At 40.2% G+C, this 14,797-nt stretch carries 15 protein-coding genes; 9 read left to right on the forward strand and 6 right to left on the reverse strand.

The genetic code is table 11. From position 1 onward, the window contains the following. Window positions 1-17 precede the first annotated feature (17 nt). Both ACR2F3_RS08985 and ACR2F3_RS08990 read right to left on the reverse strand, forming a co-directional pair. Window positions 18-1,208 carry a pilin gene (locus ACR2F3_RS08985; RefSeq protein ID WP_432709645.1) on the reverse strand — a complete coding sequence of 397 codons (1,191 nt, stop codon included), beginning with the start codon at window positions 1,206-1,208 and terminating at the stop codon, window positions 18-20. A gap of 109 nt (window positions 1,209-1,317) precedes the next feature. Further along, window positions 1,318-1,803 carry a hypothetical protein gene (locus ACR2F3_RS08990; RefSeq protein WP_432709646.1) on the reverse strand — a complete coding sequence of 162 codons (486 nt, stop codon included), beginning with the start codon at window positions 1,801-1,803 and terminating at the stop codon, window positions 1,318-1,320. A 201-nt stretch (window positions 1,804-2,004) separates the two neighbouring features. Between ACR2F3_RS08990 and ACR2F3_RS08995 the strand changes: the two genes are divergently transcribed. The 9 genes from ACR2F3_RS08995 to ACR2F3_RS09035 all read left to right on the forward strand — a co-directional run bounded on the left by ACR2F3_RS08995 (window position 2,005) and on the right by ACR2F3_RS09035 (window position 6,387). Next, window positions 2,005-2,409, forward strand: a complete 405-nt coding sequence (locus ACR2F3_RS08995) for a hypothetical protein (RefSeq protein WP_432709647.1) — start codon at window positions 2,005-2,007, stop codon at window positions 2,407-2,409. 1 nt (window position 2,410) lies between these two features. After that, window positions 2,411-2,638, forward strand: coding sequence for a hypothetical protein (locus ACR2F3_RS09000; RefSeq protein ID WP_432709648.1), 228 nt, complete (start codon window positions 2,411-2,413; stop codon window positions 2,636-2,638). Window positions 2,639-2,641: 3 nt separating this feature from the next. Next, window positions 2,642-3,016, forward strand: a complete 375-nt coding sequence (locus tag ACR2F3_RS09005; RefSeq protein WP_432709649.1) for a hypothetical protein — start codon at window positions 2,642-2,644, stop codon at window positions 3,014-3,016. A 157-nt stretch (window positions 3,017-3,173) separates the two neighbouring features. Next, window positions 3,174-3,389: a hypothetical protein gene (locus ACR2F3_RS09010; RefSeq protein ID WP_432709650.1), complete on the forward strand. Its 216-nt coding sequence runs from the start codon at window positions 3,174-3,176 to the stop codon at window positions 3,387-3,389. 128 nt (window positions 3,390-3,517) lie between these two features. Next, a complete protein-coding gene (locus tag ACR2F3_RS09015) occupies window positions 3,518-3,883 on the forward strand; it encodes a hypothetical protein (RefSeq protein ID WP_432709651.1) in 366 nt (121 codons plus the stop codon). A 5-nt stretch (window positions 3,884-3,888) separates the two neighbouring features. Next, complete coding sequence (locus ACR2F3_RS09020) at window positions 3,889-4,074, forward strand: hypothetical protein (RefSeq protein ID WP_432709652.1); 186 nt, start codon at window positions 3,889-3,891, stop codon at window positions 4,072-4,074. Between the two features lie 125 nt (window positions 4,075-4,199). After that, window positions 4,200-4,985, forward strand: a complete 786-nt coding sequence (locus ACR2F3_RS09025) for a hypothetical protein (RefSeq protein WP_432709653.1) — start codon at window positions 4,200-4,202, stop codon at window positions 4,983-4,985. Window positions 4,986-5,135: 150 nt separating this feature from the next. Beyond that, complete coding sequence (locus ACR2F3_RS09030; protein ID WP_432709654.1) at window positions 5,136-5,483, forward strand: hypothetical protein; 348 nt, start codon at window positions 5,136-5,138, stop codon at window positions 5,481-5,483. A 154-nt stretch (window positions 5,484-5,637) separates the two neighbouring features. Beyond that, window positions 5,638-6,387 carry a hypothetical protein gene (locus ACR2F3_RS09035; protein ID WP_432709655.1) on the forward strand — a complete coding sequence of 250 codons (750 nt, stop codon included), beginning with the start codon at window positions 5,638-5,640 and terminating at the stop codon, window positions 6,385-6,387. Window positions 6,388-6,556: 169 nt separating this feature from the next. On the opposite strand, the gene ACR2F3_RS09040 is transcribed toward ACR2F3_RS09035, so the two are convergent. The 4 genes from ACR2F3_RS09040 to ACR2F3_RS09055 form a co-directional block, all read right to left on the reverse strand. Continuing rightward, window positions 6,557-9,268: a TraM recognition domain-containing protein gene (locus tag ACR2F3_RS09040; RefSeq protein WP_432709656.1), complete on the reverse strand. Its 2,712-nt coding sequence runs from the start codon at window positions 9,266-9,268 to the stop codon at window positions 6,557-6,559. A 181-nt stretch (window positions 9,269-9,449) separates the two neighbouring features. After that, complete coding sequence (locus tag ACR2F3_RS09045; protein WP_432709657.1) at window positions 9,450-12,551, reverse strand: hypothetical protein; 3,102 nt, start codon at window positions 12,549-12,551, stop codon at window positions 9,450-9,452. A 96-nt stretch (window positions 12,552-12,647) separates the two neighbouring features. After that, window positions 12,648-13,772 carry a hypothetical protein gene (locus ACR2F3_RS09050; protein WP_432709658.1) on the reverse strand — a complete coding sequence of 375 codons (1,125 nt, stop codon included), beginning with the start codon at window positions 13,770-13,772 and terminating at the stop codon, window positions 12,648-12,650. Further along, on the reverse strand, window positions 13,772-14,797 hold a 1,026-nt coding region (locus tag ACR2F3_RS09055), incomplete at its 5' end, for an HNH endonuclease signature motif containing protein (protein ID WP_432709659.1). The genes ACR2F3_RS09050 and ACR2F3_RS09055, both read right to left, overlap by 1 nt.

A 14,797-nucleotide genomic window follows, 5' to 3' on the forward strand; every position in this document is an offset into this window, starting at 1 on the left:
CCCTCTCTATTGTCTTCCTAAGACCGCTTGGCCTCCGACTTTGCGTATACAATGGCCCCTGTTTTCTGATCGACATAGCTCATGATCCCGTTACATGTAGCTCGTACCCTCAAGGTTTGAACACTCGGTGTTGCTGTAGGGAAGAAGAACACTGCGCGACCACTAACATGATTCGGTAAAAGTCTATAATCGCCTGATACCACTTCTGCAGTTGCAGCACCTCGTTCCAAAATACTTAGTGAGCATCCAGTTCTCTCCGTGTTATTTGCAGGCCATGGATTCCAGCTAGTATTACATATTGAAACGTATGAACCCGCCTGAACATTTCTCACCTTCACCTCAACATCAAAGATCGGGGAGAACAACGCTGGCTGGTTGTTCGGCATCGGGTAAGTGACGCTAGGCGTTGGAGTTGAGCTACCCATTTGATAGAAGGTCATGCTATCTACGGTTGCAGTATTGTTTCCCACCACACCCCCGCAAGATGCCAGAGTTGAACTTGGATCACCTGCAAGTGGTGGTGGGACTACCGGCGGTGTTGGGGTTGTTGGTGGTACCGGCACTGTCGGTGGTGTCGGTGGAACTACCGGCTCAGGTGGAACTACCGGCTCAGGTGGTGGTGGCTCAGATACTGGTGGAGCAGGTGGAGTCGGATTTGGTGAACCCGTCTCACTCGCACCACCTGTTCCTGTAGTCGGTGTTTTGCCAGTTGCGGTAATCGCAGTACAGACATCACCAGCAGCCGCAGCAATCGATCTGAACGAAGTCGGCAGGTAGCGAGCAGGTGTGGTAGTTGCAGAATCAGTTTTGGAAGCCGCGCCGTTGTTTAACACGTTTGCAACAACCTTGGTGGTTTTTAGATCCTTATGAGCATCAGCATGGAAGGTGTAAGTCAAAACACAGCCACTCGGACAGGTATCACCTCTAGAGGCTACTTGGGAGCCAGAAACAACCAAATTACCATACCGGCCTTTGGTGGTTTCATTTGAACCCGAGCTTGTGCAGCGACCCTCAGCAATATACTGAGCCACCGCTATGCGTTCACCATCAATCATCTGCATGGCTTCGGCAGCTTGAGATTTCGGGATATATACAAAGTAGGCACCCAGACCAGCAGCACTGACGAAGCCGATAATAGAAATTGCAATCAGCAATTCCAGCATACCGAAGCCGTTTCTTAAGTTGAGTCTCTTATTGTTATTTTTCATTTTGTAGCCTTGTGATATTTACCTCTTGGATTCCATTATTTTAATCAACTACTCAAGAGGCCTTGATGAAAATGTAAATTAACTCAAAAAATTAACTTACATCAGCCCTTTATTTTTGATCCGCGTACTCATCCGAACATAGTAGTTTTTTCTGTTTATCCAGCGCATATTCGGTCGTCATTGCTTCCTTGCCTGCGCCGTACTTGGCGTAATAAGAACAGTCCATGTGCGCAGCAACCCAATTCATATCCTTGAGGTATTTCTGCATAACCCGATTACGACTTTCCGCATGCTTGTCACCGGTAAACCCTGTATCAAACTGATAATCCTCTTGAGCCACCATCACGACATGTCCAGTCTTGATGCTGGTGGTCATACAGGTACCCGTATTGCCGGTTCCATAACAATGAGTGGTATACAGGCCACTGGTATCTTTTGGTGATCCCGAATTCGCCGCCGTCTCAATCACAACAGGTTGGAGCTTATCCAGCTCCCCCTGAGCAACCTGTTGCTTAAAATGGGAAAAGGTAAAGAAAGAGACAAGAGAAATACCAACACTAATCGCCAGAATTATTATTTTTGTTTTTTTAGACATGTTCAATTGCTTGAAGGCCATGAGACTTTCCTTTTTTTATTATTATTTTCAAGAACTGTGCGTAACAATAGCAAAATTAAATTATTTTCAATCCTAAACGTATAAAATTACAAAAATTATCAGTTAGTAAATCTTTATAATTGTACTTTAGATATTTTAATGTTATATATTAATAAAATTATTATACGGGTTTTTAGAAAGATGAAGACTTTAAGAAATCTTGCAGAAGTAAAGCTGTTTAACAGCCAGAACAGCAATCTAAACAATCTTATTAAATTCGACCCAGAAGTTAGATACAGCTCACAGACAGATCGCGCCATCATAATCGAAGGCGAAAAATACTTTATTGAGAGTCTGGTGAATGTGGATGCGATTTTAGGCTATGTCAAACTGCAGAAAGGTCTGCATCTGGTCGTAAGCACACTGGTTGCTGATAAGCCGGTGGTTAAATTCATCCTGATCAAAAACAAGGTTATCAGCCACCAAAGCAAAACTTTTGGCGATTTTGGTAAAAATATCTATAATCTTATTGTTGAGTATGCGGATCTTAAACCAGCCCTTGATTTGATGTTTGGCGGAAAATATAACGCCATGGCTGCAGGTTAAAATGCCAGAACAAGTTGTCATTATTATCAATACTCAGACGCTTACACCCAAAAAAGGGCTTGGCCTAGAGGCTGCCTTGAGAGCTTACGCTATTGAAAGAGTATTGGAACAAAACAAACTCTTGGACGAAGGCGGTTTTATTATCAAAATAGCCCATCAGTGCGAAAGAGCGCCAAGTGAAGAAAGTTGGCGCGGTTTAGGAAAAAGAAAAAAACCAAGGATTAAATAGGATATGTCCAAACAAATTTACAGGGTATCAGTCTGGTCTCATATCTCAGACGATAATGCCGAAATTATGTTGATTTCAAGCGATCAAAACGCCGCCCTAAATCAACTCTATGATTTTCTAAGGGGAGAACCCACCTTAAGTGACAATGCTGACATCAAAATTATTCTGCTGGATGAGCAAGCTGACCCTGACCAAGAACGTAAATACGCAATGGGTGCCATCTATGATGAAATCATTTTACTGAAGGATGAACCCAATAAACGCCGCCCCGACTCAGAACTGTCCGCCGATCCAGTTATTAAGATCGCCATGTCAGAACTCAGTAAAGGTGTTCCGCAGTGGGTGATCGAGAATCTGGATCTGGCCTACACGAAATAATAAAAACCGTAAAGCTGATGTAAAAATTCAATTAATAATGAAAATAAAAATACCATGAAAAAATAAGTGGTATTTTTTTATTTAAAAAATAAAAATCACACAAATAATCCAAAAAAAATAAAAATAATGATATTTTAAATCTTGTGTAATTTTTTAGATGTTCTTCTGGGGAGTCGCAGGAATGGAACTGGATTGGAAGCAGATTATTTTCATCATGCTGGTCGGTCTTTTTTTTATCGTATCTTTTATAACCCTTAAGGGCACCATAGAAAGAGACATGCAAAAACAGAAGGAGGAATATGAGAAAAAAGCCATGGAACAAAAGCACAAAAAGGACTCGGAGGAAGATGAGGACTTTTCACTAGATCCCTAAATCCATACACGCATGCTGCCTAAGTGTCTTTAATAATAAAGAATCGTCAAAACTGTAATTTGCAATTTTCTTAACCCTGTTTTCTGAATGATATAATTAAGTATCAGATAAAAAAAAGAAGCCAAGAAATGAATAGTTTGAGCACCTTTGAAAACTGTAAGAATCCACTAAAAAGCTACATTCAGCATGTTAGTCGAAATTTAGTTACCCCCGAGAATATTCAAGTGGAATCATCCCAAAATGGGTTCAAGATTTTATTACCCAATGGACAGTGTTATCTGGAAGTCACCCAACAAGGAATATCAGTAACACGTAAAAATTTTGATTTTGAAAAATTCTCCCAATACAGAATTGAAAGTATCATCGATGCCAAATTACTGACCGGTATTTTAAGTGGTGTTTGCCATGAATACGGATGCTCATTCATGGAAGCAAATAACACCGTTTACCTCACCTTTCGCCTATTTGACCAACTTAAAAGTAATTACTCCTGATAAAAATGAAACAGCAGTGCGATCTACAAACTAAAGACTGGATCGGAACCAGCGACCAAGATGAAAAAAATAATATCCGCAGCATTATTGCCAGAGAAAAACTGGAATCCAGATTATCCCTCCAAAAAATAGTTCGCAATTTAAGCAAAATAGAACAGCAATTAGAATTGGACTTAAATCACAAAGATTGACTTTTTATCAACGTATGCTGCTTTAAAAGAACCTTTAATAAAGGTGAATTCCAAAAATATTCAATTTATTTATAGCGCCGTTGAAATGATATAATTGATATATGAATTAACAAGGAATAAATAAAATGAAAACCAATAAATTCTATATTTTTCGTCATATAAACTGCCCATTCTACACATTAAGAGTTCATACCGAAGCAGACGGTAAAACCTGCGATACCTATGTTAAAAATCTAGCATCAACTAAGGCTGAATCAATCAAATTAGCTCGATTATATGTAAAGTCTTATAATGCTATTGCGGGAGATTTATTTAAGGTCGAATTTATCTCATCTACAAATATATTATTATATGATAACCCTATTGAGGAATTATTAAAACCATATCAAAAAGATCAATTGACTTTGATTAGTTCAGGTTGTATTCCTTTTGGAGCTTTACAGGATTCATTGATAATAGACGCTCCAAGTGATTACTTAATTTGGTGTTGTGAAAACGCTCCCCTAAATCCAAATAATATTTTATTAAAAAACCTTGCTAGTGCAGCGTTAGCTGTATTAATTGAGCGAGGGGAAATTAAAAGTAATATTGATTTAGAAAAATACAGCCGCACAAAAAAGGAAAATAGAATCGAAAAAGAGAAAAGCTCCAAGTATTATGGAATGCTAAAACAGCGCCTTGAATTAACAGCTTCAATTGTGGTTTCTCAAAGCAAATTCGATGAGGTTTATCAGACTCGCAAATATTTTTATAAAATGCTGAGTGATGATAATATTATTATCTATTCAGGTACTACACCTTTAGGTGAAACAGGGGATAGCGTTAAATTAAAAGCAACAATTAAAAAACACGATCTATATAGAGGGTGTAAGACTACTCATATATCTTGTCCAAAGCTTATAAATGTATAAAATAAACCAAATTAAGATCGCCTATAAGCGGTCTTTTTTTGCATTTTTAATAGCTATCCAAACCATTAGCAAAGTATTCTGCTTGATTTTCTATAAACGCATACTGCTTTTAAAAGCCTTTAATATTTCCCATTCAAAAAAAATAGCATCATGACCAAAATTTACGTCACTTTCCCACCACAACCACATCGCTCAGATAAAATGAAATACCAAAAAAAATCCCCATCACCATCAGATCGCGAAACCCGCAAAAAAAATGCTCAAAAAATAGGCAATAAATCATCATGTCTACCGTTACAAATTTTAAATCTAGGCATTTTTGCGCATTACACATTTGTTTTAGCTCCTGTTACACGTTTTTTTATGTTGCATTACACATTGTGTTTTAGTATTTTAGCGGGGTGTTACACATTGTGCTTTAATGGTGTTACCCGTTTTTCTTTGTTGTGTTACCCATTTTTCTTTGTTGTGTTACCGGTTTCTGTAATTATTTTATAATAAAATTTACCCAAAGCTTTAAGATTTTAATTCAATATTTTTTTATATTTGTACCGTTAAGAACCAATTATTAGTATAATTTTTTATTTATAATGGTTATTGGCATGGGTGTCTTTATATTATCAGGATTTATTAAATGTTTGATAGATTAAAAATGACAGGGGTATTTGCACCGGAACTCAGACGTTGTTCTTCGGGCTATTTTTCTCTGGTTTTTTTAATATTGACGGTTTCTTTATTATTTTATTTTCAGGTTTTCTGGTTGGGTGAAAATCATATATCTTTTCTGAATATTGTTTATCTACCCAATGACATTAGGTGGTATCTAGATTTTATAGAAACCAAGTTTTTTTTAATCATATATGTAATTCAGGCTATAGCCTTTTTTATTCACGCAAAATTATTTAAAAATGATATTAAAAATAGGATGGGATATGCCCTAGTTTTGAACTTGGCAAATATACTTATAATATCTATTGCCTGTTTTACTACGCCCAATATAAATATTTTTTTACGTGATGATGTTATCGTCGAGAAGGCAATTAATAGTGATTATACAGAGGCTATTAATTTAACGAATAAGAAATATGAATCTGAACTAGATCGAAATTATATTATTTCTCAGTTTAGATATATGAAAGGAAATGACCCTGTAGTTAATGAAAGTATAATAAACGCTCGGACACATATTCATAATAATACCGAAGAATATGTTAAAGCGAATAAATATCGCCTATCTACTCTTTCTTCTGTTTCCCAGAAGTCACACATAAACGGTTATGACAGTGTTGGTTTAAGGCAAATATTTGAAGCAATCACTTTTTTGCTTATAATCTGTGTTGTAATGTATTCCAATTATATTTACCTCCAAATAGAGAGGGGTGAGCTACCTAAAAAGCCTTAATACCCAATTAAGGAAAAATTCAGCACCCCTTGCAATTTAACAGAATCAAGTATATTTTATTATTCATGGCATTAATGTATTTTTACTAAAATATCAATACTGCCTTGTTGTGACTTTATTTGATGATAAAAAACCACCTGTATAAGGTGGTTTTTAATGGGTGCCAATTTTATATTATATCTATTTGCCCCTTGGTTTTGATTGCAATTCTTAGTAGCTTATCCATATATTCTCGCTTGTCTACAATGGGTGAGGCTTCCGTATCGTTAGACAGGTTAACATCAGTAATATCCTTGATAACATCAAAGCCGATCTCATCAAAAAGCATATCCGCTTCTTCTAGCACATCACTACTAACAACCTTGGTAGCTAAATAGCGTTCACCTAGACTTCTTAATCTCGATGTCAGATCACCAAACTCATTATTTATTTCATTTGCATGAGAGGGCACGAATGGAAGCAGACCGTAGTTTGTGCGTGTTTCCAGTAATTGAATATCATGCTGTTTTAATCTTTCCTCACATTCATTGGCATAATTAAGCAACTTGAAGATATTAATTGGCTCAATGCCATTATTATCCAGAGCGGATTTTACATCGAGATCTACAGTATGCTCCTTACTGACCGGATCAGCATTTTGAGTGATAGTCTCATGCAACCTTGAATTAAATTGAGGGCTTTGGCGAACTGCGGCACCGATATTAAGTCTAAGGGATTGCTCTGATTGCTCGCTATCCTGCTCTTGATAATCTGGATGTATGCTCGGTGAGGATTGTTGGGTTTTTGCGGAATCAAGGGTGGTAAATTCCTGCTCATCCAATATCGCATCATCCAGCCTTGTTTTAAGGAAAGCCCTTAAACACATTATTGGATCTTCGGAATAAAACACATCCGTCTTAAGCTCTTTTAGTTGCTTATAAGGTTCGCTTGAATGCAGAAAGTTACTTTCACCAATAATATTGCGCTTGTGGTTGTCTTTTAGAATATTGGCAACTACTTCAATGCGGTCATTTGGTGACTTAAGCCTCTCAACAGGAATAGAGAAATTTGGGCATAAATCATTCATGCGCAGGTATTTTAAAGGCGGGCCTGCTACATAAAATGATTTGATCCGAATGGCTTTAACGCCAGCACTGGCACCACCGCCTTCTTTCTTGGAAATAAGCAAAGTAAATTCGCCATTTTCCTGACCAGCCAAATCATTATATGGAAGGACTCGTTCTTTTTGGATTTGGGTGTTTGTGGCTGGGGTGTAGCTGTTGTGAAAATCGCCGACTTTTAGTTCTGCGCTAGAAGATCTTGCCTGATATTCCTCACCAGTGACACCGTTCACCTTGTTCATGGTATCGCCATTCTCACCGGTCACGATACGACCAATAGCCTTGATGTTTGAGTTACCCCAGATGGCTTCAGCTTCGTGCTCGTTGCCGCGCTTAATATCCGAGAAATCTTGGGCGGCAAAACTGATGGAAAAACTGAGACTTCGGCCTTGCGCAGGCATAACGGATACGCCGCTTATTATTATATATCCGAATTCATCGAAAATTAACTTAAATGCGTTAGGGGAATTTGTTGGCCGTGAATCCAGAATCTCCCTTACCAAGCCTTCGATGCGGTTTCCAAGGGAACCCGCCATCATTTGCTTTACACTACCTATACACAGTTTTCCTAAAAGCTTTAAGGAATCGGGTGAGCGTTCAAGTGCGGGTAAGGGGATAGTTAGAATTCTTCGGTTTAAAACGCAGTCAAAAATATCGATATCACCTTGGCGTACCCCAAAGATATGACCATAGTCATAGGTCAGGTTGTTGATCGCCTTGGTAAGCTGCATCACGATGAAACCATGCTGCTCAATCGTCTTCTGTTCTTGCTTTTTGCGAGCTTTTGGTGAAATGTTATAGCCCGGCAATGTTGTCAAATACATGGACAGGGCAGAGGCTACAGAGCCAAAAAATTCACCATATTTCCCATCATGCTCGAACACTAATTCTTCTAGCGCTGACAGCTCCAAATACTGCGTATAGGTCTGAGGGGATAACTGTATAACGCCCTGATCCCTTAAGTAGGTCAGGACTCTGGTTAGTGCTGCGATGAAGCTCATCGCTCGGCCTTTCCACATGTCACTACCACCGCCGGAGTCATCTAGCAGGTTATTCAGCAGCTCGATCAGCATACCGTCAGAGGTATTACTCATCATATTAAACGTATTGGTGATCTTATCGGGTTGTGCTCTGGCTAGGTTACGGCCAGAGGTGATGAAGTTAATAGTCAATACGTCATCATCACGCGCAAATCGTCTTGCCAGACGGTTCACATCTCGCTGTAATGCAGGATCACCCTTGGCATCTACATAGATTAATCCTGAGTTTTGAACCAACTGGTTGCCCACTCCGCCTAACAAAAACTCGGTTTTGCCTGAACCGGTGGTACCCAAGCAGGTCAAATGGGTACGGTCATCGGAGTTGGTCGAGTAAACAGGAAGATTTGTTTCTCGACATACACCATAGTAGGTGGCACCTTCACCATACAGGGCCTGTGGATTGTATTTCCTGACATCGCCCTTGTTGAGTGAATTTAATAATTCAAGATTTTTGGAAGCATCAAACAGCTTGGCATGTTTGGGAACACGCCAAGGGAAATCATGAAGTCTTTTTTCAGGAGTTGCGTAGATATTGCGCAAAAGGCAGGACATACCCAATGCAAGTTCGCCACCAAAAGGAAGAAATGACAGGATTGCTACCGCAGAGGTATTGATAGCGACCAGATAAGACCCACCATCAGTTGAAAGCAGCGCTTGATGAATCTTGGTGTCTAAACGCCGAACATCCCTTCTCGTTTCATACGGCCTGTATGTAGCTTGCGATCCTTTAGGTTTGTACATAGCTTAACACTCCGCCTGATTGCTTGCGCTGGACTTCTTGGCTTCCAAAAAGGGCATGCCCATATAGCCCTTTTCAGAAGGGCAATCACAAGAGGGGCGGTATATTTCCAGCATCCCCCATGCTGATGTCAGCTTGTCAAAAAGCATCACTTTTAGGTCACTGGCTCTAGTCATAAATAACTTACCGGTGCGCTTTTTTTGCAGAAGCAAGTATTGCTTCTTTGTTATCCATTAATTCTTTCGCCATAATCCTTGCCATGGAGTCCAGATCTTCTGGGGCAATGGCTGCATCATTTCGGGATTTCCTTAATGCCTCTTTTCGCGAATTCATGACTTTGCGAGCACCAAAAGGGTAAACAATAGCCAATAGCTTTAATGCGGCTGGGCGATCACCCAGCATATCGTATAGCGTAGATCTGAGTAGACGGTCATCAGCATCGGTGGTGAGCGACCATAAGCGCTGCGGGCCAATGGTGAGTGTGAGCAGTGAGACGTAAGCACTTTTTTTGGATACAGTTCTTGACAGGTAAGTCAAACCACCGGCATTGAGCGAGACAAAGTTGGAAAGGTAATACTCCTCAATTGGCCGCAATGAAATAGTGTTGCGCAGATAGGCCCTACTATCGTCCGTACCTCTGTCAGCGATCACGAACTGCGTAGCAAGCTGCGGGATAACTAGCCCGAAGTCCTCCATCATTTGAGAAGCAAATTTCAGTTCCATATTCCATTTACGAGACTCCCTGCAGTCACGCTCAAGTTCCGCAAAAAGCGAAAGGTCTTTTTTGGCGTTATGCAGCTCATCAATGGCAATGATCTTTTTATCTTCTAAAATTTCGGTAATGTAATTTCTGTAATATTCCTGATAACGCAAAGGAAAAAGAGCAACATCATCCTCCTCGAATGCAAGTTTTTTCTTTGCAAATATTCGGGCAATCTGGAAGAACAAGGAAGACTGTTTCGGGTTGGAGCCAATTACATCCTGCAAATCCAGCGAAACCACACGCGCTGTATCGATGTTGAATTTGGTGTAGGTACTAAAAACGGGATACATGGCAATCGCCTCTGTAACACCACGCCTGAATAACTGGATAATCGATTCGCCACCTTCTACACGCGCCTCATCATAGCGAGACTTAAGTTCATGATTGGAACTAACCACCGCAATCATGTCGCTAATTATCGGCATGGCATATCTGTGACACAGATCCCTTGCGCGATAAGCCTGCAAGTCATGACACTGGTCTTCCAGAGCGTAATATGACCGGTTATATGCATTAATCCCCAATTCATCCAGCAGCCCATCAAGCTCTAAATCCACATAGCGCTCATACATATTAGGCTTACCCTTTTCCGAACCTTCGCGCTTGGATGCAAAGGTGAATTCAACCACCTGAGTCAAGAAGTTACTTAAGCCTTTTTCTGGCTTGCCCATTGATTCAATTGGGGTGATAAGGGTACTCAGGAATGCCACAATCTGCGCAGTTTCATTTGGAGTAGGCTGCATACGCCCCACCGCACAATCCAAAGGGTTGATCGCAAATCGTGCATCATTTTTTAAGCGCTTATACACTGCCTGATGACGTTCTTCTGGCGGTAATCGATCCTGCAACAATTCAATACTGCCACGACTTGAGATCCCCACATCAATCATAAAAATCAGGGGGAGACGTTTCAAACCGGCAACCAGACAGGCTTCAATAACGTCATTATTCATGGCAACCGATTTGCCAGTCCCCGGTCTCCCTAAATAAATTTTGATCCAAGTGTTTAATTCTGGTGAGAAACTTTCCTGACGCATCAGCTTGCCGTCAACTGAACGGTGCATGATGGTACCCATTGTGAATGGGCTTGCTTGCCTTCCCCAAGGAAACAGATACAAGGCGTTGTATAAAGGCGCAATATATTTGGGTGCGTGATGTTTATGGGTCAGGCCATGCAGGTTGGAGGTATACCCCAAAATCGGATCACCACCTTTTTCACTTACTTGACAGCCACCCCAAGCCTCAATCGTTCTCCATAGCTTTGAGCGACGAATCTGGATCTCATCAATACCATAAGCATTGTTTTCCGCCCAAGTCATTGCAGACATCGACATACCTACAAGGCAGCCGCCATCATCGCGATACTGTGTCAGCGCATCCAGAGCACCTTTGATATTCGCATTTTCGGCAGAAAATACGGCCAAAATGGAAGCCAGCGTTTTTTTAACTGCAACACCAGCAAAACCATCTCCACTTAACATGAAGGAGAAGCAGTAAGGTAGTGAACGCTCAACCCCATTGGGTAGAACCGTAGAGGCATTATTCAAATTGATAAACAGATCATTGAATGTCACATCGCTTTGAGGCGGGGATGCAATTAGTAATGGGCAGTAGATCCGGTTTTGAGTTAGAACAGAGCCTAATGGATAGGTGCCAGCACTGGCCCGATCCACACCACTAATGGTAGTTCGCATAATCTGCTCAGGGAGAGGCAACCAGAGATGATGACTTGCATCATTAAGGTATTTATTTTGCTTCCAACGAGCCAAGATCTTTCTTCTGTTTTGCTTGCTGGGTATTTGCGGCACCCACTCTGTGCTTGTATTCTGCGAATCCACGGCCTTTTTAATAGAACGTAAAGCCTCGTCCAGTTCTAATTTAAAAGCCTGAGCAGAGAATCTGTCGTCTCCCAACGCCGTCATCACTGCCTCAACATAGGTTTCATGGCGTGATTTCAAGAATGAATTGGCGAGCAGGATATTTTGACCATCTGCAAAAGAAGGGATAGGGTACTGCTTATAAAGAATACCTTTACGCTTGGCCTCTAGAGCCACTTCTGACTCATCCAGAAGCGAAGGATGCGAAATCAAAACAATATAGTTGGTCTCGTCATAAACGAAGTTTGAATAAACATCGACTGCCTCATCGATCAAGGAGTCCATATCTAATTTTAGCGTAGCTGCCGTGTTTTTTTGGATCTCCGCAATTTTGAACAGATCGCTACATGGAGTCAGGTCTCTCCTGAAAACCATACCGAATTGATAACCCGATTTGGCGAGGTAGACACTTAGAGTTTTGGTCAGTCTTACAATGAAGTCGTCAAAAGTTTCTGGACTGATAATAGAGCGGGTGCCATCGTAGGCAATAATGGTCATTAGGGCACCATTATTTAATACGATATTGTAGTTACCATCAGTGGTTTCAATATCGCAATAATCAGTAACACTAACCTTGAGGGAAGACAAAACATTTAAAAGGATAACTTCCAACTTATTTAATAATGTCGGTTTATTCGTAGGCATTTATAAAAATCCGAGTCGCCAAATTATTTTTATTCTTCGTTTATTTTACAAATAAACATTTTTTTGGATTCGGATATGTGGAAAATGCGGAAAAAATCAGCCTATTATTTTCGTTAGGAGCTTTTGTAGTGCTTCAAAATCGCGAGAAATAATAAGATCATCTATAGTCGCTTGATGCTTGCCCAGCGAGACATCCATGAGTCTAAATAAAACTGTATAAAAAATATTCTCACCCAAAAGTTGCGATAGGTGAAAGCGCTCCGTGTATTCAACACTTTTTTGAATATTGACCGGCAAAGAGCCATCACTTTGAAAAGCGATGCGGTCTACCAAATTTGGGTAGCTAATGAAAAAACCGTAGTCTAGAATGTTGAGCAAAATATCTCTAAAGCCCAGACTTTGATTCTTATAAATAGGGTGTTGAGGAATACTTAATCTAAAAAAAAGATTGCCGGTCGCATCAACTAGGTTCTTCTGGCGGTTAAATCTAATAAACAAGGAAACCAGCAATGGCTTTAACGCCAAATAAATAGAAAACCTAAGCTGCTGGTCGATTAGATGAGATTGCAGATTATCCATCATGATGTTGTTCTGGGCATCATTATTTAATAATCGATACGACAAGATCGAGTGAGCCATAAGGCGATATTTTTTCTGAAAGGAAACACTTAATACGTCAAGATTATTTTCAATCCTGTCCATTACAATACGCTTGCAAGCGATAGGGATCTCCTCAAGGGTAATTACTTCAATTAAATCTGCATGAAATTGGGTGAGGTAGCCATAGACGGAATCCATCAACACACAGGATCTATCCAAATCCAGATTTAATAGACCTAAAAAATTTAACAAGTTTCGATCACGGCTATAGCTGATCTTATTTTTTAACTTAAGCTGACATACCCTTATCACGCAGCTTTCACCGCCACCTGCATCAAGAGTAGGCACCTTGACCATATTGAGTAAAAAATTATAGATCTGGGAGGAGGCAATGGTTAGATAGATGTCTTCACTCAAACTAACCTCGCCCATAGAATCAACAGCTTTGTTAATTGTAGAGGTCAAAGCCTTGTTGTCAAAACTACAAAAATCAAGCTTATCGAGCTGTGCAATTCCATGCGGTTTTTTCTCGAAGACCCGATCTTGCTGTGAAGTATCTAAATCGGCACTTTTCTTGAGCACAAAGCAATTGTCGCTTAACAGGGTCTTATCAAGTGTCATTAGTTACCACCAAAACCCCAATTTTCGACTTTAAAATAATCCAAGGTCTTGTAATAGGCGATTTGCTCCTCGGTGAAGATCTCATGCTTATACACAAGGTACATATACTTGGGGTCAAATTCCTTGTAGTCGGAGTAATTAATCTTGTTCAGTGCCATCGCTAACTCGAAAATAGAAAACGATGTCCTGTCATCATTAAAGCTCTGCTCAAAATCCGCCTCATACTGTTTTTTGTACTGCGCCATGGCCTCCCGTACCGGTGCAATAAATTTGTTCCTAATGTCATCATCGTTAGCATTAGAATCAGCACGTTTAATTTCGCTCAGGCCAATAAATGCGTCATATTGATCCAGAGCATCCTTCTGCGGCTTGGTCGGCTTGAGATTGTTAATATTGCTCAAAGCTAGTTCAATTAAGGAGTAATTTGCCGCATTTCCGTTAAGCGGATTATTGAGTTTGACAGTATGCAGATGGTGTTTCCAGCTCTTTTCTTTTTCAGTATCTGGGATCATAAAAGCATGCAGAGGCCTAGAAAAGCTAAAGGTCAATTCGGTCAACATGGCACCCAACTTTCCGTTTATGCCTAATAATCCGGCATAGGCGGGATCATCCTTCATCACAATAGCAATTCGCTGAATATGGTTTAATTCGGTCTGGGTGAGATGATCAATATTCGCAACCCCCAACTCGGCATGATCATAAATACTGAGCCACAACAAATGATGCTGCCTATGACAAAGTGTACAGGCACAGACCAGATTGCTTTTGGCGTTATTGAAATGATTGCCATCCAGATGATGAATTTCGCTGAATTTTAAATCCCTGAAATGACAGAAATAACAATGCCAATCAGCTTCCTTTTTGACTTGCGCATGCAGTTGATTCAGCGCGTTGACTTGATTAATGCGTAGGTCATACTCAGCCGATTCTTTTAAATACTGATCGTATTGTTTCTGATAACTGGATGCTCGGGTGAAAAAATGTTTTTTTGGTGGGATGGGGGCTTCAACATCTTCAAGTCGGAG

This window comes from Pedobacter sp., assembly GCF_045627485.1.
Lineage (GTDB): Bacteria > Bacteroidota > Bacteroidia > Sphingobacteriales > Sphingobacteriaceae > Pedobacter.